The organism is Brevundimonas sp. NPDC046655 (assembly GCF_044901625.1).
GTDB lineage: Bacteria > Pseudomonadota > Alphaproteobacteria > Caulobacterales > Caulobacteraceae > Brevundimonas.
Genome location: NZ_JBJDPV010000001.1, coordinates 404,837 through 427,439, shown reverse-complemented (window position 1 = coordinate 427,439; position 22,603 = coordinate 404,837). Strand labels below are relative to the sequence as shown.

The 22,603-nt window shown below is 67.3% G+C and carries 18 protein-coding genes; 4 read left to right on the top strand and 14 right to left on the bottom strand.

The features are described 5' to 3' along the window. Nucleotides 1-12 precede the first annotated feature (12 nt). A complete protein-coding gene (locus ACI2KI_RS02060; protein WP_404617303.1) occupies nucleotides 13-981 on the top strand; it encodes a DUF6607 family protein in 969 nt (322 codons plus the stop codon). A gap of 63 nt (nucleotides 982-1,044) precedes the next feature. Here ACI2KI_RS02060 and ACI2KI_RS02055 read toward each other — a convergent pair whose 3' ends face one another. Genes ACI2KI_RS02055 through ACI2KI_RS02040 form a run of 4 tightly spaced genes read right to left on the bottom strand, consistent with a single transcriptional unit; the run spans nucleotide 1,045 to nucleotide 7,099 of the window. Then, nucleotides 1,045-4,263, bottom strand: coding sequence for an efflux RND transporter permease subunit (locus tag ACI2KI_RS02055; RefSeq protein WP_404617301.1), 3,219 nt, complete (start codon nucleotides 4,261-4,263; stop codon nucleotides 1,045-1,047). Nucleotides 4,264-4,275: 12 nt separating this feature from the next. Further along, on the bottom strand, nucleotides 4,276-5,448 hold the full coding sequence (locus tag ACI2KI_RS02050) for an efflux RND transporter periplasmic adaptor subunit (protein ID WP_404617299.1): 1,173 nt from the start codon (nucleotides 5,446-5,448) through the stop codon (nucleotides 4,276-4,278). Continuing rightward, complete coding sequence (locus ACI2KI_RS02045) at nucleotides 5,445-6,698, bottom strand: TolC family protein (protein ID WP_404617297.1); 1,254 nt, start codon at nucleotides 6,696-6,698, stop codon at nucleotides 5,445-5,447. Before ACI2KI_RS02045 ends, ACI2KI_RS02050 begins: the two co-directional genes overlap by 4 nt. A gap of 53 nt (nucleotides 6,699-6,751) precedes the next feature. Beyond that, complete coding sequence (locus ACI2KI_RS02040) at nucleotides 6,752-7,099, bottom strand: hypothetical protein (protein ID WP_404617295.1); 348 nt, start codon at nucleotides 7,097-7,099, stop codon at nucleotides 6,752-6,754. Nucleotides 7,100-7,222: 123 nt separating this feature from the next. On the opposite strand from ACI2KI_RS02040, the gene ACI2KI_RS02035 reads away from it, so the two are divergent. Genes ACI2KI_RS02035 through ACI2KI_RS02025 form a run of 3 tightly spaced genes read left to right on the top strand, consistent with a single transcriptional unit; the run spans nucleotide 7,223 to nucleotide 12,823 of the window. Beyond that, entirely contained in the window at nucleotides 7,223-7,990 is a 768-nt protein-coding gene (locus ACI2KI_RS02035) for an ImuA family protein (protein ID WP_404617293.1), read from the top strand. Further along, nucleotides 7,890-9,437 carry a Y-family DNA polymerase gene (locus ACI2KI_RS02030; RefSeq protein ID WP_404617291.1) on the top strand — a complete coding sequence of 516 codons (1,548 nt, stop codon included), beginning with the start codon at nucleotides 7,890-7,892 and terminating at the stop codon, nucleotides 9,435-9,437. The genes ACI2KI_RS02035 and ACI2KI_RS02030 overlap by 101 nt, the downstream gene beginning before the upstream one ends. Then, nucleotides 9,434-12,823, top strand: a complete 3,390-nt coding sequence (locus tag ACI2KI_RS02025) for an error-prone DNA polymerase (protein ID WP_404617289.1) — start codon at nucleotides 9,434-9,436, stop codon at nucleotides 12,821-12,823. The genes ACI2KI_RS02030 and ACI2KI_RS02025 overlap by 4 nt, the downstream gene beginning before the upstream one ends. 3 nt (nucleotides 12,824-12,826) lie before the next feature. On the opposite strand, the gene gcvA is transcribed toward ACI2KI_RS02025, so the two are convergent. The 10 genes from gcvA to eno all read right to left on the bottom strand — a co-directional run bounded on the left by gcvA (nucleotide 12,827) and on the right by eno (nucleotide 22,586). Continuing rightward, on the bottom strand, nucleotides 12,827-13,777 hold the full coding sequence (gene gcvA / locus ACI2KI_RS02020) for a transcriptional regulator GcvA (RefSeq protein WP_404617287.1): 951 nt from the start codon (nucleotides 13,775-13,777) through the stop codon (nucleotides 12,827-12,829). Beyond that, nucleotides 13,774-14,778 carry a cysteine synthase A gene (locus tag ACI2KI_RS02015; RefSeq protein WP_404617285.1) on the bottom strand — a complete coding sequence of 335 codons (1,005 nt, stop codon included), beginning with the start codon at nucleotides 14,776-14,778 and terminating at the stop codon, nucleotides 13,774-13,776. Before ACI2KI_RS02015 ends, gcvA begins: the two co-directional genes overlap by 4 nt. Nucleotides 14,779-14,845: 67 nt before the next feature. Next, nucleotides 14,846-16,252 carry a dihydrolipoyl dehydrogenase gene (gene lpdA / locus ACI2KI_RS02010; protein ID WP_404617283.1) on the bottom strand — a complete coding sequence of 469 codons (1,407 nt, stop codon included), beginning with the start codon at nucleotides 16,250-16,252 and terminating at the stop codon, nucleotides 14,846-14,848. Between the two features lie 2 nt (nucleotides 16,253-16,254). After that, the gene (locus tag ACI2KI_RS02005; RefSeq protein WP_404617282.1) at nucleotides 16,255-16,734 is read right to left on the bottom strand and encodes a glutathione peroxidase; all 480 of its coding nucleotides are present in this window, start codon (nucleotides 16,732-16,734) and stop codon (nucleotides 16,255-16,257) included. A gap of 15 nt (nucleotides 16,735-16,749) precedes the next feature. Beyond that, nucleotides 16,750-18,033, bottom strand: coding sequence for a pyruvate dehydrogenase complex dihydrolipoamide acetyltransferase (locus tag ACI2KI_RS02000; protein WP_404617281.1), 1,284 nt, complete (start codon nucleotides 18,031-18,033; stop codon nucleotides 16,750-16,752). Further along, complete coding sequence (locus ACI2KI_RS01995) at nucleotides 18,033-18,350, bottom strand: DUF5076 domain-containing protein (protein WP_312062809.1); 318 nt, start codon at nucleotides 18,348-18,350, stop codon at nucleotides 18,033-18,035. The genes ACI2KI_RS02000 and ACI2KI_RS01995 overlap by 1 nt, the downstream gene beginning before the upstream one ends. Further along, nucleotides 18,347-19,690, bottom strand: a complete 1,344-nt coding sequence (locus tag ACI2KI_RS01990) for a pyruvate dehydrogenase complex E1 component subunit beta (protein ID WP_404617280.1) — start codon at nucleotides 19,688-19,690, stop codon at nucleotides 18,347-18,349. Before ACI2KI_RS01990 ends, ACI2KI_RS01995 begins: the two co-directional genes overlap by 4 nt. A gap of 3 nt (nucleotides 19,691-19,693) precedes the next feature. Then, nucleotides 19,694-20,725: a pyruvate dehydrogenase (acetyl-transferring) E1 component subunit alpha gene (pdhA, locus tag ACI2KI_RS01985; protein ID WP_404617278.1), complete on the bottom strand. Its 1,032-nt coding sequence runs from the start codon at nucleotides 20,723-20,725 to the stop codon at nucleotides 19,694-19,696. A gap of 114 nt (nucleotides 20,726-20,839) precedes the next feature. Next, nucleotides 20,840-21,160 carry a septum formation initiator family protein gene (locus ACI2KI_RS01980; protein ID WP_331034204.1) on the bottom strand — a complete coding sequence of 107 codons (321 nt, stop codon included), beginning with the start codon at nucleotides 21,158-21,160 and terminating at the stop codon, nucleotides 20,840-20,842. 148 nt (nucleotides 21,161-21,308) lie between these two features. Beyond that, the gene (eno, locus tag ACI2KI_RS01975; RefSeq protein ID WP_404617276.1) at nucleotides 21,309-22,586 is read right to left on the bottom strand and encodes a phosphopyruvate hydratase; all 1,278 of its coding nucleotides are present in this window, start codon (nucleotides 22,584-22,586) and stop codon (nucleotides 21,309-21,311) included. Nucleotides 22,587-22,603 lie beyond the last annotated feature (17 nt).

Here is a 22,603-nt window from a genome sequence, read left to right as displayed (position 1 = left end):
AAGGAAAACTCCATGCGCGCCCTATTGATCGCCGCCGCCCTCCTGACGGGCGCTGCGCCCGCCGCGACCGCACTGGCCCAGACCGCCGCGAGCGCCACCGCGCCGGCCAACTCGTTCGAACGGGATCGCCAGTCGATCCTGGCTCAGGCTGGCCAGTACCGCGTCCACTTCGACATGCGCGAGAACGTCAGCTTCTCAGCCGACTACGACCCGATGGAGGGCAAGCTGTCGGGGGGCAGCGAGATCGTGCGCGTGGTCTATGACAAGGGCGACAAGATTAGCCTGCAGCACATCCTGGTCATGGAGCACGAGGGCAAGGCCATCGTCATCAAGCACTGGCGTCAGGACTGGGTCTATCAGCCGGAAGCCGTCCTGGCCTACACCGGGGCGAACCAGTGGACGCTGACGCCGGTGTCCGCCGATCAGCGCGCAGGCGCCTGGTCGCAGACCGTGTGGCAGACCGACGATTCCCCCCGCTATGGCGGCGTCGGCCGCTGGACCTACGCCAACGGCATGAAGGTCTGGACCTCTGAGCCGACCTGGCGACCGCTGGCGCGCCGGGATGCGGTGCTGAACCCGATCTACGACCGGTATCTCGGGACCAACCGCCACGCTCTGACCCCGAACGGCTGGGTGCACATCCAGGACAACATGAAGATGTCGGGCCGCGCCGGCGGCGAGCCGATCGCCATCGTGCAGGAAGACGTCGTCAACACTTACGACCGGTCCACCAGCTACTCGCCCAAGGCTGGCGACGACTATTGGGCGGCGACGAAGGACTACTGGGCCGCTGTCCGCGACGCCTGGGACGCCGTCATCGCCCGCGACAATGGCGTCTACGTCGAGGAGGAAGCTCAGACCGGCGTCGTCACTGGCCCTCCGTTGATGGACTTGGCCCAGAAGATCCAGGACGGCGAAATCACCAGCGCCGCCGCCATCATTGAGGCGCGCACCATTATCGAGACCGCCACGCGACGCTGACACCGCGTAGGCGAGGAAGAAGCCCCTCTGATTGCCGGTCAGGGGGGCTTCTGTCGTCTGGAGCTAGTCGTCCATCCTGTCGCTTCGACGCTTAGCCGTCCGGGCGGCGAAGGTCGGCAGGACCAGAAGGGTCAGGGCCGTGGCCGTCAGCAGGCCGCCGATGACCACGGTGGCCAGCGGCTTTTGAACCTCGGCTCCCGCGCCATGGGCCAGCGCCATCGGAATGAAGCCGACGATGGCCACCAGAGCCGTGGTCAAGACGGCCCTGAGACGGCTGGACGCCCCTTCGATAGCCGCTGCGACGGGCTCGATGCCCGCCTGAAGCCGTTCGCGGATCGCCTGCATCAGCACCAGACCGTTCAGGGTCGCGACGCCCGACACGGCGATGAAGCCGACCGACGCCGAAACCGAGAACGGCATCCCCCTTAGCAGCAGGGCCAAGGCCCCGCCGACCAGAGCCAGCGGCACGCAGGCGAAGACCAGGCCCGCCTCGGTGAGCGACCCCAGCGCCATGAAGAGCAGGACGCCGATCAGGACGAAGGCGACGGGAATGACCAGGCCCAGGCGCTGTTCGGCTCGCTTGAGGTTCTCGAACTGACCGCCCCAGTCGAGGCGATAGCCGACCGGAAGGGCGATTTCGGCCACCGACCTTTGCGCCTCGGCGACGAAGCCGCCCAGATCGCGGCCGCGGACATTGGCCTGGACCACCATGCGCCGACTGCCGTTTTCGCGGCTGATCTGGTTCGGACCCTCGGCGGTATGGATGCGCGCCACCGAGGACAGGGGCACGACGACGCCGGTCGATGAGACGATAGGCAGGGCGGCTAGGGTGGCCGGATCATTTCGCGCGTCGTCAGGCAGGCGCACGACGACGTCAAAGCGACGGTCGCCTTCGAAGATGCGCCCGGCCTCGGCGCCGCCGACGGCGGTGGAAACCGCCTCTGAGACATCCGCCGCCGACAGACCATAGTTGGCCGCCGCGAAGCGATCGACGCTGATGGTCAGGGTCGGCAGGCCGGACGCCTGCTCCACCCGCACGTCGGCCGATCCGGGCGTGGCCCGCAGCTTGGCGGCCACCGCTTCCGCCGTCTTTTGAAGCGTGTCGAAGTCGTCGCCATAGACCATGACGGCAAGGTCGGTGCGGACCCCGGAGATCAGCTCGTTGAAGCGCAGTTCGATCGGCTGGCTGAACTCGAAGCTGTTGCCGATCTGCTGGCTGGCGACCTGTTCGATGCGGGCGATCAGGTCTTCCTTGGACAGCTTCGGATCGAGCCAGTCCTTGCGGTCCTTGAGGATGATGACCGCGTCCGAGATGTTGGCGGGCATAGGGTCGACCGCCGCCTCCGCGGTGCCGGTGCGCGAGAAGACGGTCTCGACCTCGGGCTGGGCCTTGATGGTGCGTTCCAGGGCCATCTGCATGGCCAGGGACTGCTCCAACGAGGCGGACGGCACGCGCAGCGCCTGCATGGCGATGTCGCCCTCGTCCAGGGTCGGAATGAACTCCCGGCCCAGGCTGATGAAGGAGACGGCGCCGACGGCCATCGTCGCCAGAGCGGCGATCAGCACCATCTTGGGGCGGGCCACCGCCGCGCCGATGGCGGGCTGTATCCAGCGTCGAGCGAAGCGCAGAACCCGCGTCTCATGTTCCTCGACCTGACCGTCCGCGCCCAGATGTACCGTCTTGGGCTCGCGCACGAACAGGGCCGCCATGGCCGGGACGAAGGTGAAGGAGAAGATGAAGGCGCCGATCAGGGCCAGCATGACCGTCGCTCCCATCGGCACAAAGGTCTTGCCTTCCACCCCTTCCAGCATCAGCAGCGGCGTGAAGACCAGCAGGATGATCAACTGACCGAATGCGGCAGGCTTGACCATTTTGCGCGCCGCCTGAACCGCCACGCCGAGGCGTTCGTTGCGGGTCAGCATCCGCCCCAGCTCGGCCCGTTTCCGGGTCAGCATCAACAGGGTGTTCTCGATCACCACCACGCCGCCGTCGACCATCAGACCGAAGTCAAGCGCGCCCAGGCTCATCAGGTTTCCGCTGATGCCGAACCGGTTCATGCCGATGACGGCGAACAGGAAGGACAGCGGGATCATCAGCGCCGTGAGCGCCGCCGCCCGGAAATTTCCGAGCAGCAGAAACAGCACGAGGATGACGAACAGCGCCCCTTCGATCAGGTTGCGCGCCACGGTCGATATGGTCGAGTTGACCAGATCGCTGCGGTTCAGAACCGGAGTCGCGACGACGCCGGGCGGCAGAGACGCGCCGACCTTTTCCAACTGCTTTGCCGCCGCTTGAGCCACGGTCCGGCTGTTCTCACCGGCCAGCATCAAGGCAGTGCCGAGAACGGCTTCATGGCCGTCGCGGCTGGCTCCGCCCAGACGCGGCGCCTGACCGATCTCGACAGTGGCCACGTCGGCGACACGAACCACCAGACCGCCGCGATTGACGACCGGCGCCTGGGCCAGATCATCGACGGTCGCGGCCAGGGCGTCGGTGCGGACCACCAGCGCCTCGCCCGCGCGTTGAACATAGCCGGCGCCCGCCTGGGTGTTGGCGCGATCCAGCGCCTGCACCAGATCGGACATGCTGAGGCCATAGCGTGTCAGGGCAGCGGTGTCGGGGCGCACAGCATATTCCTTCACATAGCCGCCGTTCACGTCGATTCCGGCCAGACCGGGCGCGGTGCGCATCTGTGGGGCGATGATCCAGTCCTGGACTGTGCGCAGATAGGTAGCGCGTTGTTGCGGGGTGGTCAGCCGCTCGCCTTCAGGCGTCAGATAAGCGCCGTCAGACTGCCAGCCCGGTTTGCCGGTGGCGACCGTGGTCTTGGGGCCGAAGGGCACATAGTCGACCGTCCACATCAGCACCTCGCCCAGGCCCGTCGTGATGGGCGACAATGCGGGCTCGACGCCTTTCGGCAGACTGTCCGCCGCCTGCCGCATCCGCTCAGCGACCTGCTGACGGGCGAAATAGATGTCGGTCTGGTCGGTGAAGACGACCGTGATCTGGCTGAAGCCGTTGCGCGAGAGCGAGCGGGTGCTGACCAGGCCGGGAATGCCGGACATGGCCGTTTCCAGCGGATAGGTGACCTGTCTTTCGATCTGTTCGGGCGCCAGCGCCGGGGCGACGGTCGTGATCTGAACCTGTCGGTTGGTGATGTCGGGAACGGCGTCGATCGGCAGCTTGGTCAGTTCGAACAGACCCAATGCGGCGATGAACGCCACGACCAGGACGACGAACCCGCGAAAGCGGACAGACGCCTCAATGATAGCTTTGAACATATCCGTCGCCCCCTAGTGGCCGTGCTCGGCTTCGCCCTTGGCGAGCTCGGCTTTCAGCAGGAAGGCGTTGGCGCCGGCGATGCGCTCGCCCCCGGTCAGGCCCCGCACGATCTCGGTGCGTCCGGACGCCTGTCGTCCGACCAGAACGGGCGCGGCGCGGAAGCCGGTCTCGGTGCGCACGAAGACCACGCTTGCGCCCTCGACGGTCTGCACGGCGTCGGACGGCACGGTGACGCCCCCGACCGCTTCGCCCGTCGCCACCGCGCCCGTGACCGCCGAGCCTGCGGGCGGCAGGGCGTCGACCGTCGGTCGGGCTCGAATGACGGCCGCGCCGCTTTCCAGACCGCCGCCGGTGGCCACACCGGTCACGACGCTATCCACGTCGCCTGAAGGCGTCGTGACGCGGATCCTGCTGCCGGTGCGGACATGAGACGCCACGGCGGGCGGCGCGCTGAACACCATTTCGACGCGCGCCGGATTGGTGATCTCGGCGACCACGCCGCCTTGAGCAGCGAAGCCTCCGGGGCCGACCAGAACGTTCGTGACGACCCCCGCAATCGGGCTGACGACGCTCAGACGTCCCATGGCGTCGGGCGATCCGGCTGCGGACGACCGCGCGCGCGCGGCGCGGGCGGCGGCCTCGGCGCCCAGGGCCTGAGCATGGGCGACCTCGGCGTCACGTCGCGCGACCACGCCCTGATTGGCCAGGTCCTCTTCGCGGCGGTGCGCCTGCTGGGCGGCGATCGCCGTGGCCTGTGCGGCGTCGGCGTCCGCTTTCAAGGCGGCGGCGTCGCCACTGACCAGGATCGCCAGAACCTGACCGACGCGAACCGACTGCCCCGGCGCGACCAGCACCCGTTCAACGCGTCCCGCAACGGCGGCGGCCACCGCGGCGCGAGCATCCACCATCGGCTCGACGCGGCCGGACAGGCGGACCTCGCCGCCGCCGCCGCCGCCGACCGCGACAACCGAGATGCCGACGGCTTCGATCTGGGCGGGCGACAGTTCGACCACACCCTCGCCTGCGCCTTCGGAAACTTCCTCATCGGCGCGGTTGGTTTCAGTCGCCTCTGGCGCGGCTTTCGGTTGGCCGTTGAGCACATAGAAGCCCGCGCCGCCCAGAAGGGTGACGGCGGCGGCTCCGGCCGTCAGCCAGGTCTTGTTCAGTCCAGCGGTGCGTTTCATTGAACAGCTCCAAACGGGGCGCGGCCTTGCAGGCGCGCCAGGTCGATTTCCGCCCGGACCCGGGCCAGGCGGGCGTCGACGGCGGCGTTGCGGGCAGAGATCAGGGCGGCGCGCGAGACGCGCAGCTCCAGTTGCGAGATGCGGCCGGCGTCAAAGCCGATGCGCGACAGGCGGTAGGCTTCCTGTGCAGCGGTCACACCGGCGTCGGTGGCTGACACCCGGCTGGCCGAGGCGCTCAGCCGCGCCTTGGCGGCGTTTCGATCCGCCTGAGCGTCCTGACGCGCGCTCAGCAGGCGGGCGTCGGCGGCCCGCAACTCGGCCTGGGCGGCGTCGATATTGCCTCGGTTCCGGTCGAACAACGGCAGCGGCAGGCTGAGCCCCAGGGTCAGGGCCGTGGCGTCCTCGGCCTCATAGCGACGCAATCCGACCGAGGCGCTGACGTCGGGACGGGCGCGGATACGCTCGACCGCGATCTGTCGCTCCGCCGTCTCGCGCTCGGCCTCGGCCACACGGACGACGAGCGTGGCTGCGTCCCCAGACATAGCAGCTGAGGGGACCTGATCAATCAGGCTGGCCTTGATCGAAGTCACGGGCGTCGGCAGCATGGCGACCGCCGTCAGCCTTGCGAAAGCGGCGTCGCGTTCAGCCAGGGCTTCGTCCAGGCTCGCGCGGGCGGTGGCGGCTTCGCTCTCGCCCTGAAGGGCGCGAACCATGGGCTCGCGCCCCTCTTCGACCAGGGTCAAAGCCGCGCGGGCGTCGGCCAGGGTGACGCTCAACGCCTCCTCGGCCAGTTGAAAACGACGCTCTGCGGCCTCGGCCTCGGCATAGACCAGGGCCAGACGACCGGCGGCGTCGACCACAGCGAGGTCACGGCGCAGCGCAAGCGTTCCGGCTTCGGCGCGGGCCACATCGACGCGTGCGCCGCGTCGCCCCCAGAGTTCGAGGTCCTGAGTGACGCCAAGCGTCGTTTCCGAATTGCCTAAGCCTTTGAAAGGCCCGTTGCCAAACGCGTTCTCGACGTCCAGCGCCAGCGTGGGGTTGGGGCGAACGCGGGCCTGTCTGACCCGGGCCTCGGCGGCTTCTTGAAGAGCGCCCGCTTCCATGGCTGTGGGCGAGGCGCCGACCTGCTGCAGCAGGATTTCAAACGCGGGCGCGGGATCGGCCCAGGCAGGGCCGGTCGTTGCGGTCGCCAAGGCGACCATGGCGCAGCCCGCCGCGATGCGCGGCAGACGACGATAGAGGGATGGCATGTCCTGTTTCCCAGAGAATTGACGTGAAGGGCGCGCGAAGGCGCGCGATCACGTCAGGTTCTGGGTGGGCGCTCTGGACCGGCGGGCGGGTGCGAAATCAGCTGATGGGCGAGCCCCGTCAGCAAGACTCCGCGTCCCGGCGCAACGTCGAACGAGACGTCCTGGCGCGCCGGCGTCGAGACGCCCCCATGATGGCAATGTCCGTGGGAACAGGCCGCATGGTTCGCGTCGTCGGCGGGGTGCGGCTCGTTGCTGTGGTCATCGACCACCAGAACAGCTTCGGACGGCTCTCCTTCAGTCCCGCAGCTCATGGCGTCAACGGCGGGAACAAACACGAACAGGGTGATGAACGACGCCATCAGCGTCGCCAGTATTCCTCGCCTGATCGAGTTGAAACCCATCAGGCTTTCTAACACGTCCCCCGTCGCCGACAATCGCGCTGTTGTCGCATCCGTGAACGAGAGTTCGGCGGCTCCGCTTGACACCCCCCGGGGGGGCGGGCGCATATAGAACAAATGAAGAACATGTGTTCGCAATCGGATACGCTGACGGCGCTGAAAGCCCGACTGGAGACGCTGAACCGGACCGGTGGCCGTCGCGTGGCGGCGCCCCCTTGCGTCCCTGACGACGCCTTTGCACCACTGGCTGCCGGGGTCATGCACGACCTTTACGCCGCCGCGCCCGCCGACGCCGTAGCGGTCAACGCCTTTGGGCTGGGGATGGCGCTGCGAGCGGCGGCGGGGCGGCCAATCGTCTGGGCTCTGCATGAAATGATGGCGCAGGAAGCGGGGCGGCCGCACGGATCGGGCCTGCATGAGATGGGCTTGTCGCCGCGCGACCTGTTGCTGGTGCGGACGCGCGACGTGCAGACCCTGCTGGCCGTCGGCGAAGAAGCCCTGCGCAGTCCCGCCGTGGGCGCCGTGCTGTTGAGCGCCTGGGGCGAGGCCAAGGCCTTCAGCCTGACGGCCAGCCGGCGACTGGCGCTGGCGGCCGAGACGGGCGGCGCGACGCTGTTTCTGGCGCGGGCGGGGGCCGTCCCCTGCCCCAGCGCGGCCGAGACCCGCTGGTCGGTGGCGTCCTGCGCCTCCGAACCTCTGGAGGGCGGAGCGCCGGGGCGGCCGTCTTTTACTGCGACCCTGCTGCGGCGACGCGGCGGCGGGGCGATTGGAACCTGGATCATGGAGTGGGATCGTGAACAGCGAACATTCCGCGCACCGGCGCCGCTATCTGGCGGTCTGGTTCCCCTGGTTGCCCAGCGACAGACTGCGGCGCCAGGAAGACGCGCCGCCTGAAGCGCCGCCCGTCGTTCTGGCCGAGAAGGTCAAGGGCGCGCTGCGGCTGGCCGCCGTCGATCCGGCGGCGGCGCGGGCGGGACTGACGCCCGGTCTGACCCTGGCCGATGCGCGGGCGCGCACCCCCGCCCTGCGCTCGCTCGCCCATCGCCCCGACGCCGACGCCGCCTTGTTGGTACGGGTGCTCGAGGATTTCGGCCGCTTCACCCCCATGATCGCCGAGGATGCGCCGCACGGTCTGATGCTGGACGTGACCGGCTGCGCCCACCTGTTCGGCGGCGAGGCGGGGCTGATGCAGACGGTGCTGATACGAGCGGGACGGATCGGCTTGCAGGTCCGTAGCGCCTTGGCTGGTACGCCGCAGATCGCGCGGGCGCTGGCGCGCTTCGGTCACGGTGGAATTTTCGTTGAAGGCGAGGACCGGGCCGCTGCACGCCGCCTGCCCGTCGCCGCCCTGGAGTTGCCAGAAAAGGAAGAACAGGCCCTGCGCCGCGCCGGCCTGAAGCGGCTGGGCGATCTGGACGACCGGCCCCGCGCGCCCCTGGCCGCCCGTTTCGGCGCCGACTTTCCCGCCCGGTTGGCGCGGGTTCTGGGCGACGAGGACATGCGCATCACCCCGCATCGCCCGCCCGCGCCCGTGATCGTCGACCGCGTCTTCCTCGAGCCGATCTCGGCGCCCGAGGACATCGAACGAGTTCTGTCCGACCTGCTGGCCGAGACCATGGACAGGCTGGATCAGACCGGTCTGGGCGGCCGCGCCTTCGAGGCCGGCTTCTACCGGGTGGACGGTGAGACGCGCCGGATCGTCGCCCGCACCGGCCGTCCGACCCGCGACGCCCCTGCGACCCTGCGGCTGTTCCGCGAGCGGATGGCGGCTCTGGCCGCCCCGCTGGACCCCGGATTCGGCTTCGATCAGATGCGGATGTCCGTGCCCTGGACCCAGGCTTTGGCGCCGACCCAGCAGGGACTGGACCGCGAGACGCCCGGCGAGGAGGCCTTCAGCCGCCTGGTCGATCGGCTGACCGCACGTCTGGGGCCGGAGGCCGTGCTGCGCTTCGAGCCCTACGCCTCGCACATGCCCGAACGCGCCGCGCGGCTGGTGCCGGCCGCCGACCGTCATGGCGACGAGACCTGGCTCGACCTCGATCCCGACGATCCGCCCTTGCGTCCCCTGCAGATGTTCGACCCGCCCCAGCCGGTCGAGACCCTGGCCGAGGTGCCCGACGGCTATCCCCTGAAGTTCCGCTGGCGCCGCGTCCTGCATGAGGTGACGCGCGCCGAAGGTCCCGAACGGATCGGCGGCGAATGGTGGCGCGCTCCGGGCCAGCGCACCCGCGACTACTACCGCGTCGAGGATCAGGACGGCCGTCGCTTCTGGCTGTTCCGCCAGGGCCTCTATGGCGAGACGCCCGAACCGCGCTGGTTCATCCACGGCCTGTTCGCATGAGGACGCCCCACCCTTGCGGCGACTACGCCGAGCTGGCAGCGGCCAGCAACTTCTCCTTCCTGCGCGGGGCCTCGCATCCCAAGGACCTGGTGCTGACGGCGATCCTGCGCGGCCATGCCGGGCTGGGGCTGGCCGACCGCAACACGGTGGCGGGCGTGGTGCGAGCCTGGAGCGCGCTGAAGGAAATTCGCGTCGATGGTCTGGCCCCGCCGGACAGGGTGCGCGAGGGCGGCAGTCCCGGCGAGATCGCCTTCATCGAGGACCCGCTGAACGATCCGGCCCTATCCGAAGAGGTGAAGCGCCGTGCAGCGGACTTCCGCCTTCTGACCGGGGCGCGACTGATCTTCAACGACGGAACGCCCGACGTCATCGCCTATCCGGAGACGCGGGCGGGCTGGGGGCGGCTAACGCGTCTGCTGACCCTGGGCAATCGCCGGGCCAGGAAGGGCGAATGCAAGATCGGCCTGCGCGACCTGCTGGCCGATCCTGAGGACCTGCTGCTGATCCTCGTCCCGCCGGACCGGCTGACGGGGCTGGAAGAGGTGCTGGCCCGCATGACCGAGGCGGCGCCGGGCGCCGTCTGGCTGGGCGCCGCCCTGCACAGGCGCGGCGACGACCGGCGCCGGCTGGCCCGCTTCAAGGCCATGGCGGAGCGGGCCTGCGTTCCGCTGCTGGCGCTCAACGACGTCCTCTACGCCGGCCCTGAAGACCGCGACCTGCAGGATGTCCTGACCTGCATCCGCGAACGCGCGACCATCGAGACCGCCGGCCGTCGGCTGGAGGCCAACGCCGAACGCTGGCTGAAGCCCGCGGACGAAATGGCCCGTCTGTTCAAAGACGCGCCCGAGGCGGTGAACGAAACGACCGCCTTCCTGTCACGGGCCACATTCGATCTGGGCGACCTCAAGTATGAATACCCCGAGGAGCCCGTGCCGCCAGGATGGGAGCCCCAAAGCTGGCTGGAAGAGCTGGTGCGACGCCGCACCCTGGTCCGCTATCCTGACGGCGCGCCGCACAAGGTCACGGCCCTGCTTGAGAAAGAGCTGGCCTTCATCGCCGAGCGCAGCCTGGCCCCCTATTTCCTGACCATCCACGACATCGTCCGCACGGCCGAAGACAAGGGCATCCTGTGTCAGGGACGGGGCTCGGCCGCCAACTCGGCGGTCTGCTACGTCCTGGGGATCACCAGCGTCGATCCCGCCTGCCACGACCTGTTGTTCGAGCGCTTTCTATCCTCCAACCGCGACGAGCCGCCCGACATCGACGTCGATTTCGAGCACGAGCGGCGCGAGGAGATCATCCAGTACGTCTATGACCGTTATGGTCGTCATCGCGCCGGCATCGCCGCCACCGTCATCCGCTATCGTCCCAAGAGCGCCATCCGCGAGGTCGGCAAGGTCCTGGGCCTGACCGAGGACGTCACCGCGCGCCTGGCCTCGACCCAGTGGGGCAGCTGGGGCTCGGAAATCGGCGACCGCCATATCGAGCAGGCGGGTCTGAACGCCGCCAATCCCATGGTCGAGCGCGCCGTGCGCATGGCGACGCGCCTGCTCGGCTTTCCGCGCCACCTGTCCCAGCACGTCGGCGGCTTCGTCCTGACACAGGCGCGGCTGGACGAGACTGTGCCCATCGGCAACGCCGCCATGGCGGAGCGCACCTTCATCGAATGGGACAAGGACGACATCGACGCCCTGGGCCTGATGAAGGTCGATGTCCTGGCCCTGGGCATGCTGACCTGCATCCGTAAGGCGTTCGACCTGATGAAGGCCCATTCGTGCGTCGAGCACGACCTCGCCTCCGTCCCGCCGGAGGAACCCGAGGTCTACGACATGCTGTGTCGCGGCCAGTCCATCGGCGTCTTCCAGGTCGAAAGCCGCGCCCAGATCAACATGCTGCCGCGGCTGAGGCCGCGAGAGTTCTATGATCTGGTGATCCAGGTCGCCATCGTGCGTCCCGGTCCGATCCAGGGGGACATGGTCCATCCCTATTTGCGCCGCCGCAACGGGGAAGAGGAAGTTCTCTATCCTCCGCCCGGCCGCCTCTATGGTCCGCCGGACGAGTTGAAGCAGGTGCTCCACCGGACCCTGGGCGTCCCCCTGTTCCAGGAACAGGCCATGAAGGTCGCCATGGTCGCCGCCCGCTTCACGGACGCCGAGGCCAACGGCCTGCGCAAGGCCATGGGCACGTTTCGCGGCGACGGGACCCTGCACACCTATGAAGACCGCATGGTCGGGCGGATGATCGCGCGCGGTTACGACCCTGATTTCGCGCGGCGCTGCTTCGAGCAGATCAAGGGCTTCGGCTCCTACGGCTTTCCCGAGAGCCACGCCGCCAGTTTCGCCCGGCTGGTCTATGTCTCTTCGTGGATCAAGCACCGCCACCCGGCGGCCTTCGCCTGCGCCCTGTTGAACAGCCAGCCCATGGGCTTCTACGCCCCCGCCCAGATCGTGCGCGAGGCGCAGGAGGTCGGCGGGGTCCAGGTACGCCCCATCGACGTCTCGCACAGCGACTGGGACAACAGCCTTGAAGGCCCCGCAGACGTCCCCGTCCTGCGTCTGGGTCTGCGCCAGATCGACGGCTTCAGGGAGGATTGGGCCAGGGCCCTGTCGGCGGCGCGGACCGAGGCGCCCTTCGCCGACATCGAGACCCTGGCCCGCCGCGCCGAGTTGCCCGCCGCCGCCATGCGCAAGCTGGCCGACGCCGACGCCTTCCGCTCACTGGGACAGGACCGGCGCGAGGCCCTGTGGGCAGTGCGGCGTCTGCCCGACGACGATCCCCTGCCCCTGTTCGCCGCCGCCGAGGCGCGCGAACGCGGCGCCCGCGAACTGGGCGCGGAGCCCAACGCCCATCTGCCTCTGATGACCTTGGGCGAACACGTCGCCGCCGACTACCAGACCGCGCGCCTGTCTTTGAAGGCCCACCCCATGGCCATCCTGCGTCCCGTCTTCGCCGCCGACCGGATCCTGACCTGCGCCGCGACCGAGGCCAAGCGTGGCGGCTCGGTCGTGCAGGTCGCCGGCGTGGTGCTGGTGCGTCAGCGGCCGGGCAAGGGCAACGCAGTCTTCGTCACCCTTGAAGACGAAACCGGCATCACCAACATCGTCCTGTGGGCGCGGATGCTGGAGCAGTTCCGGCGCGAGGTCATGAGCGCCCGGCTGATGCAGGTCGAAGGCGTGGTCGAGAAGAGCCCCGAAGGCGTCGTCCACGTCGTCGCGCGCCGCGTCATCGACCGCACAGCCGAACTGGCCCGCTTGTCAGAGGATCATGATACCGACATCCAGTTGGCCCGCGCCGACATCGTCGCCCACCCCCAGCTGCCGCGCCACCCGCCCCATCGCCACCCACGCGACGTCCGCATCCTGCCTGGATCGCGCGATTTCCATTAGAGACTAGAGGTCGTCGACCTGATGTTCCGCAGTCCGCGTCTCGTCTTTCAGCCAGCGCACAAAGGCCCGGGCCGGTTCGGACACGCCGCTGCGGCGCGTCAGCACATGATAGGCCAGCGCCGTCGACAGGGCGCCGTCGGCGAAAGGTGCGGCCAGACGACCCGAGGCGAGGTCATCGGCGACAAAGGCGTAGGGCGCCAGGGCCACGCCCTGACCATGGGCCGCCGCCTCGATCGCCAGCGCAGTCTGATCGAAGCGCGGACCGGCCGAGGCGTCGACCTGGGACAACTTGCGCGACGCCACCCAGGTCGGCCAATCGGGACGCGGTTCTTCCAGTTCACCGGGACGCAGATGGATCAGGGTGTGATGGGCCAGATCAGCCGGGCGTTTCAGCGGATGCGCGCCGCTTAGCAAAGCCGGGCTGCACACGGGGGTCACATCGGCCGACAGGAGGCGCTCCGACCGAACGCCAGTGTAGTCGCCCCGACCATAGCGCACCGCCACGTCCACGCGTCCGCCGCCGACGTCGGCCAGCCGCATGTCCGCCGACATCCAGACCTCGACTTCAGGATGGGCGGCGGAGAAGCGCGCGATGCGAGGGGCCAGCCACTTGGCGGCGAAGGAGGGCGGCACGCTGATCGCCAAGGCATGGCGTCGGTTGGGACGGTACAACAGGTCCCCCGCCCGCTTCAGATAGTCGAAACCGTCGTGCAGCAGCGGATAGAGCTCGGCCCCCAGTTCGGTCAGGGCGATCTGGCGCCCCTCGCGATGGAACAGGGGGGCGCCCGCGTGTTCCTCCAGAATGCGGATCTGCTGGCTGATGGCGCCGGGCGTAACCGACAGTTCCTCGGCGGCGCGGGTGATGTTCAGGCGACGCGCGGCGGCCTCGAACGCCTTCAGCGCGTTGAGCGGCGGAATGCGGCTCTCGACTGCCTGCTCCTTCTTGCGACTCATCGGTTCAGCCACTCTGGCGTCGGCAGGCCGCGCGCGGTCAGGAAGGCCGCGTCATAGACCTTGCTGGCATAGCGCTGACCGGAGTCGCACAGCACGGTGACGATGGTCTTGCCCGGCCCCAGGTCGCGCGCCATGCGGATAGCCCCGGCGATGTTGACCCCGCTGGAGGGCCCCAGCGACAGGCCCTCGTGCTGAACCAGATCAAACAGGATGGGCAAAAACTCGGCGTCCTCGATCCGGTAAGGATGATCGACCACCAGTCCTTCCAGATTGCCGGTGATACGGTTGACGCCGATGCCTTCGGTGATCGAACTGCCTTCACCCTTCAGCACGCCCTCGGTGAACCAGCTATACAGAGCGGCGCCCGGCACGTCGGCCAGACCGATGGCGATCTCGGACTTCTGTTCGCGCAGGTAGGCGGCGCACCCCGCCAGCGTCCCGCCCGAACCAACGGCGCAGATAAAGCCATCGATGTTCCCATCCGTCTGCTTCCAGATCTCTGGCGCAGTGCTCTCGTAATGAGCCTCGCGGTTGGACGGATTGTCGAACTGATCGGCGTAGAAGGCGCCGTTCGGCTCGCTCTCGTTCAGTTCCTCGGCCAGACGACGGGAGAAGTGCACGAAGTGATTAGGACTGGCGAAGGGGGCGGGATCGACTTCAATCAAGCGGGCGCCGTGCAGACGAACCGCCCGCTTCTTCTCCTCCGTCTGGCTGCGCGGCATGACGATGACGACCGGATGGCCCAGCGCCGCCCCGACCAGGGCCAGACCCACGCCGGTATTGCCCGCCGTGCCCTCGACGATGACGCCGCCAGGCTTCAAGGCGCCGGACGCCCGCGCCTTTCTGATGATGCTGAGTGCCGCACGGTCCTTGATCGACCCGCCGACATTCATGAACTCGGCCTTGCCGAGGATATCGCAACCGGTCAGCTCCGACGCGCGCTTGAGCCGCACCAGGGGCGTGTTGCCGATCAGGCCGAGGACGTCCGAGGCGACGATCATGAAACTTCCGAACCGTGGAGAAGAGGGCGACCCTCTTAGCCACAGTTCAGATTTTCTAACAACCGGATCAGATGTGGATCACGCGTCCGTAGGCGTCGAGGGCCGCCTCGTGCATGGCCTCGGACATGGTCGGGTGCGGATAGACGATGCCGTGGATGTCTTCCTCGGTCGCTTCCATGGTGATGGCGGTGACGTAGCCCTGGATCATCTCCGTGACTTCGTGGCCGATCATATGGGCGCCGATCAGGGCGCCGGTCTTGGCGTCGAAGATCACCTTGACGAAGCCGTCGATCTCGCCAGCCGCCACGGCCTTTCCGTTCACCCGGAACGGGAAGCGGCCGATCTTGACCTCGCGCTTCTCGGCGCGCGCGCCCTGCTCGGTGACGCCGACCGAGGCGACCTGAGGCTGGGCGTAGGTACAGCCGGCGATGGGCGAATGGACGTTCGGCGTCTTGTAGGCAGCGATGTGCTCGGCGGCGTGGATGCCTTCGTGGCTGGCCTTGTGCGCCAGCCAGGGCGCACCGGCGCAGTCGCCGATGGCGTACAGGCCCTTGACGTTGGTCTGGCAGTGGCTGTCGGTCTTGATGTGACCGCGGTCCAGTTCGACGCCCAGCGCCTCCAGGCCGATGCCGTCGGTGTTGGCGGTAATGCCGACCGCCGAGATGCAGACCTCGGCCTCAAGGGTCTCGGCCTTGCCGTTCACTTCGATGTCGACCTTCACGCCTTTGGAATCCTTGGAGACCTTGGTCACCTTGGCGCCGACCTTGAACTTGATGCCGCGCTTCTCGAAAGACTTCTGAGCGGCCTTGGACACCTCTTCGTCCTCGACCGGCATGATGCGATCGACCGCTTCCACCACGGTCACTTCGGCGCCCAGGGCGCGATAGAAGCTGGCGAACTCGATGCCGATGGCGCCCGAGCCGATGACGACGAAGGTCTTGGGCAGCTTCTTGGGGGCCAGGGCGTCGCGATAGGCCCAGATCTTGTCGCCGTCGGCTTCCAGGCCGATCTGCGGCAGAGCGCGGGCGCGGGCGCCGACGGCCAGCATGACGGTCTTGGCTTCGATAGCGCGCGTGCCGCCGGCCTTCAGGGCGACGACGACCTTGGGCGCGGCAGCGCCCTTCTCGAGCGTGGCCGAGCCCTCGATCACCTCGATCTTGTTCTTCTTCATCAGGAAGCCGATGCCCTTGTTCATCGTCGCCGCCACCTCGCGCGAGCGCTGGACGATGGCGTCGAAGTCAAAGGAGGCGCCGGAGGCCGACAGGCCGTATTCCTTCAGGTGGCTCAAGCTCTCGAACTTCTCGCCCGACTTCAGCAGGGCCTTGGTCGGGATGCAGCCCCAGTTCAGGCAGATGCCGCCCAGATTCTCGCGCTCCACGATGGCGACCTTCAGGCCCAGCTGGCTGGCGCGGATCGCCGCGACGTAACCGCCGGGGCCCGAACCGATGACGACGAGATCGAATTCAGCAGCCATGATCAGATCAACTTCTCGATGTCGGCCTTGATGGCCGCGGGTTCAGTCTGAGGCGAATAGCGCGCAACGACGCGGCCTTCGCGGTCGGTCAGGAACTTGGTGAAGTTCCACTTGATGTTCTGTGAGCCCAGGAAGCCGCGCTTCTGCCGGGTCAACCAGGCATAGAGCGGATGCCGGTCCGGTCCGTTGACCTCCACCTTGTCGAACAGGGGGAAGGTGACGTCAAAACTGGTGGCGCAGAAGGCGGCGATTTCCGCCGCCCTGCCCGGCTCCTGGCCGCCGAACTGGTTGCAGGGAAAGCCCAGCACCTGGAACGGAGCGTCGACGAAGTCCCGGTGCAGCTTCTCCAGCCCGTCATACTGACCGGTGAAGCCGCACTTGGACGCCGTGTTGACGATCAGCAGCGCCTGACCGCGAAAGCGGTCCAGCGCCACATCCGTGCCGTCGATGGCGCGGGCGGAGAAGTCATAAACCGAGGTCATGACTTCACCCTCCCCCTAGGCCAGCATCGCCACGGGATCTTCGATCAGCGGCTTGAACGCCTGCAGGAAGCGAGCGCCCGTCGCGCCGTCGACCACCCGGTGATCGCAGGTCAGGGTCACGGTCATGACCGTGGCCGGCACGATTTGACCGTCCTTGACGACAGCTCGTTGCTCGCCCGCGCCCACGCTCATGATGCAGCCCTGCGGCTCATTGATGATCGAGGTGAACTGCTTGATGCCGAACATGCCCAGGTTGGACACCGAGAAGGTGCCGCCCTGAAACTCTTCAGGCTTCAGCTTGCGTTCGCGGGCGCGCTTGGCCAGGTCCTTCGACTCGGTCGCGATCTGGGCCAGACCCTTGGTCTCGGCCTTCTTGATGATCGGGGTGATCAGACCGCCGTCGATCGCCACCGCCATCGAGACGTCCGCATTGTGGTGCATGGCGATGCCTTCAGGGGTGTAGGAGGCGTTCGCCTCCGGCACCATCTTCAGGGCCAGGGCAGCGGCCTTGATGACAAAGTCATTGACCGAGACCTTGATCCCCTGCGGCTCCAGCATCTTGTTCACCTTGGCGCGAACAGCCATCAGCTGGTCGATCTCGCAGTCAATGAACAGCGGGAAATGCGGGACGTTCTGGATGCTGTCGACCATGCGACGCGCCACGGCCTTCTTCATGCCGTCCAGCGGGATCAGGTCGTAACTGCCGTCCGGAATGCCCATCTGGGCCAGCGACGGAGCCTGACGCGGGGCGATGCCCGAGGTCGCGGCGGCGGTCGCCGTCGAGGCGGCGGGCTGAGCCGCCCCCTTCGGTGCGCCTTCAACGTCGCGCTTGACGATACGGCCGTGCGGACCGGTGCCCTTGATCGACTTCAGATCGACGCCGTTCTGGGCGGCGATGCGACGGGCCAGGGGCGAAGCGAAGATGCGTTCTCCGCTGTCCGACTTCGGCGCAGCGGGAGCCGGAGCAACCGGCGACGCAGCCTTGGGAGCCTCGGCCGCAACCGCCGCAGCCTTGGGCGCCTCTTCCGCCTTGGCGGCTGCCTTGGGGGCCACCGCGCCGCCTTCATCCTTCAGACGGGCGATCGGCGTGTTGACCTTCACGCCTTCGGTGCCTTCGGCGACCAGGATGTCGGTGACTTCACCTTCATCCACGGCCTCGACTTCCATCGTGGCCTTGTCGGTCTCGATCTCGGCGATGACGTCGCCGGCGGAGACGACGTCCCCGACCTTGACGTGCCACTTGGCCAGAACGCCTTCTTCCATCGTGGGCGACAGGGCGGGCATCAGAATGTCAGTCATCAGGCATTCCCCTTCGGCGCAGCAACAGGCTCGGCCACGGTCTGCACATTGTCGGCCTTCACGACCTGGGACAGACCCTGAAGGATGCGATTGTAGGCTTCGCGCTCGTTGTGGCCGTGACGCACGGCGTAACCGTGCGCCATGTGGCGAGCAGCATAGGCCAGCAGCTCGCCGAACTTGATCGGGTCCTCGAAGGCGGGCTTCACGGACATGACCGGTTCGTTGTTCGACCACCACATCCGCAGGATTTCGATAGCCTGCGGATCAGCAGCGACGCTTTCCGGCGTCGTCAGCATGAACTCGGACGCTTCGCTCACGCCATCACCTGCTTCACGGCGGCGACAATCTTGTCCACGCCCGGCAGTGACAGGGCTTCCAGATTGGCGGCGTAAGGCAGCGGCACGTCTTCCTGGTGCACGCGCAGCGGCGGAGCGTCCAGGTAGTCGAAGGCGTGTTCGATCACGCGGGCCACGACCTCGGCGCCGACGCCCATCGGACCCCAGCCCTCTTCGGCCGAGACCAGGCGGTTGGTCTTCTTGACGCTTTCGACGATGGTTTCATGGTCCAGCGGACGCAGGGTGCGCAGGTCCACGACCTCGGCCGAGATGCCTTCCTCGGCCAGCTTTTCGGCGGCCTGCAGGGCGAAGCCGACCATGCGGCTGTGGGCCGTGATGGTGACGTCCGTGCCTTCACGGCGAACCTTGGCCTTGCCGATCGGCACGACGTAGTCCTCGACTTCCGGCACGTCGAACTCGATGCCGTACATCATCTCGTGTTCGAGGAAGACGACCGGGTTCGGATCGCGGATGGCGGCTTTCAGAAGACCCTTGGCGTCAGCCGCATCGTAGGGCGCGATGACCTTCAGTCCGGGAACCTGCGCGTACCAGGCCGAATAGTCCTGGCTGTGCTGCGCGCCGACGCGGCTGGCCGCGCCGTTGGGACCGCGGAAGACGATATCCGCGCGGATCTGACCGCCCGACATGTAAAGGGTCTTGGCGGCCGAGTTGATCACGTGGTCGATGGCCTGCATGCCGAAGTTCCACGTCATGAACTCGACGATGGGCTTCAGCCCCGCCATGGCGGCGCCGACGCCGAGGCCGGCGAAGCCGTGCTCGGTGATCGGGGTGTCGATCACGCGCTGGTCGCCGAATTCCTGCAGCAGGTCGCGGCTGACCTTGTAGGCGCCCTGGTACTGGGCGACTTCCTCGCCCATCAGGAAGACGCGGTCGTCGCGGCGCATTTCTTCGGCCATGGCGTCGCGAAGGGCGTCGCGGATGGTCGTCTTGACCAGCTTGGCGTCGGCCGGGATTTCCGGATCGCGCAGTTCCGTCTTGGGGGCAGCCGAAACAGCAGCGGCGGCCGGAGCAGCCTGAGCGACCGGGGCCGCATCAGCCTTGGCTGCGGGCGCGGGGGCGCTGTCTTCGCCGGCCAGACGCGCGATCGGCGTATTGACCTTCACGTTCTCGGAACCCTCGGCGACGAGGATTTCCAGCACTTCGCCTTCATCGACGGCTTCGACTTCCATCGTGGCCTTGTCGGTTTCGATCTCGGCGATCACCTGGCCGGCCGACACGGTGTCGCCCGCCTTGATGTGCCACTTGGTCAGCGTGCCCTCTTCCATCGTGGGGGACAGCGCCGGCATCAGAATGTCGGTCACGGATCAGGCCTCCACGTAGACGTCAGTATAGAGCTCGGACGGATCCGGCTCAGGGCTTTCCTGTGCGAACTGCACGGCCTCGGCGACGATGGCTTTCACCTCGTTGTCGATGACCTTCAGCTCTTCCTCGGTCGCCTTGGCGGCGGCGAGCAGCATCTTCAGATGGTCGATCGGGTCGCGGGTCTTCTTGACCTCGTCGACCTCTTCCTTGGTGCGGTACTTGGCCGGGTCCGACATGGAGTGGCCCCGATAGCGGTAGGTCTTCACTTCCAGGATGTAGGGACCCTCGCCGGCGCGGGCGCGGGCCACGGCGCGGGCGGTAGCGTCACGCACGGCCAGGACGTCCATGCCGTCGACCTGCTCGCCCGGGATGCCGAAGCTGGCGCCGCGCATGAACAGTTCGGTCGTGGACGACGAGCGCTCGATGCTCGTGCCCATGGCGTACTGGTTGTTCTCGATGATGTAGATGGCCGGCAGCTTCCACAGCTGGGCCATATTGAAGCTTTCGTAGACCTGACCCTGGTTCGAGGCGCCGTCACCGAAGTAGACGAAGGCCACCGAGTCGTCGCCGCGGTATTTGCCGGCGAAGGCCAGCCCGGTGCCCAGCGCCACCTGGGCGCCGACGATGCCGTGACCGCCGTAGAAGCCGGTCGGCACGTCGAACATGTGCATCGACCCGCCCTTGCCCTTTGACGAGCCGCCGATACGACCGGTCAGTTCGGCCATGACGGCGTTCGGGTCCATGCCCGCAGCCAGCATATGACCGTGGTCGCGGTAGCCGGTGATGATCTTGTCGTGGCCTTGCTTGACGCTCTCCTGAACGCCCACCGCCACGGCTTCCTGGCCGATGTAGAGGTGGCAGAAGCCGCCGATCAGGCCCATGCCGTAAAGCTGGCCCGCGCGCTCCTCGAAGCGGCGGATCAGGACCATCTCGCGATAGAAGCGCAGCAGGTCTTCTTTCGAAGCCTGAGGCGTGTTCGGAATCTTGGTGTCGTCCGCGCTGGACGAGGATTTCTGAGCGGCGGCTTTCGCCATCCGGCATCTCCCGGCTGCGCCCCTGCTTTCAGGGACTCTTATCGTTACGGAAAGGGGCTTTAGCAGCCTTCGTTCCCGAAACGCAAAGCGAGCCGCTCAAGCTGTAACAATAGTTCAGGAGGCTCGGATCGCGTCAGAGTTGTGCGCGACAGGCGCACTCAGGCGAACTACGTAGTCGCGCGGATCGGCAAAGCCGAGCACCGCCCTCGCCCGCTCTTCCAGCAGATCCTTCGAAAGACTCTCGGTCCGCAAATAACGCACGCGAACTTCCAGATCGCGGCGCTGCTCGGTCAGGTGGGCCAGTTGGGCCTCGCGTTTGGCGAGAAGGGCGTCGCGTTCGCCGCCGCTCAGCAAGCCGCGCTGCCCGGTCAGGGCCTGAACGCCCAGATAGACGATCAGGAACAGCAGGAAGACGGACGGAAGATAGGGCTTCATCTGCTCAGGCACGACGGACGCTCCTTCTGAGCGTGAACACAGTTTCCTGATGGTGACCGAAAATGCCTAACGAACCGTAGCTTGGCCGCAATTGCGAACGCCGCCTCCGAGGTCGGAGACGGCGTCGCGTGCTTCTTTCTGAGAAGGCTTACTTGAGCAGCATGCCGTCGCCGAAATAGGCGGCCTGGTCGCCCAGCATCTCTTCGATGCGCAGCAGTTGGTTGTATTTGGCCGTACGGTCCGAACGGGCCAGCGAGCCGGTCTTGATCTGACCGCAGTTGGTGGCGACGGCCAGGTCGGCGATGGTGGAGTCTTCGGTTTCACCCGAGCGGTGGCTCATCACCGAGGTGTAGCCGGCGCGGTGGGCCATATCGACGGCGTCCAGGGTCTCGGACAGGGTGCCGATCTGGTTGACCTTGATCAGGATGGAGTTGGCCAGGCCTTCGCCGATGCCGGCAGCCAGACGACGCGGGTTGGTCACGAACAAGTCATCGCCGACCAGCTGAACGCGGTCGCCCAGACGGTCCGTCAGCAGCTTCCAGCCGTCAAAGTCGTCTTCGGCGCAGCCGTCCTCGATCGAGACGATCGGGAAGCGCTCGACCAGATCGGCCAGGTAGCCGACCATGCCATCGGCGTCGAAGGACTTGCCCTCGCCCGTCAGGTTGTACTTGCCGTTCTTGAAGAACTCGGTCGAGGCGACGTCGAGACCCAGGTGGAAGTCCTCGCCCGCCAGGTAACCGGCGGCCTGACCGGCCTTGGTGATGAAGGCCAGGGCCTCTTCGGCCGAGGCCAGGTTCGGCGCGAAGCCGCCTTCGTCGCCGACGTTGGTGTTGTGGCCCGCGTCCTTCAGCGCCTTCTTCAGCGCGTGGAAGATCTCAGCTCCCATGCGCAAGGCGTCCGAGAAGCTGTCGGCTCCGGTCGGCAGGATCATGAATTCCTGAATGTCGATCGGGTTATCAGCGTGGGCGCCGCCGTTGATGATGTTCATCATCGGGGTCGGCAGGATGCGGGCCGAGACGCCGCCGATGTAGCGGTGCAGCGGCAGGTTGGAGCTGATGGCGCTGGCCTTGGCCGCGGCCAGGGACACGCCAAGGATGGCGTTGGCGCCGAGCCGGGCCTTATTCTCGGTGCCGTCCAGTTCGATCAGGGCCTCGTCCAGGCGGCGCTGGTCTTCGGCGTCCATGCCGCTGAGGGCGTCGAAGATCTCACCGTTAACTGCGTCGACCGCCTTCTGGACGCCCTTGCCGCCCCACATATCCATGTCGCCGTCGCGCAACTCAACGGCTTCGTGCGCGCCCGTCGAGGCGCCCGACGGCACGGCGGCGCGGCCGAAGCTGCCGTCTTCCAGGGTCACGTCGACTTCGACCGTCGGGTTGCCCCGGCTGTCGATGATCTGGCGGGCGACGATGTCGGCGATGTCGGTCATGAGGCAGGCGCTCTGTC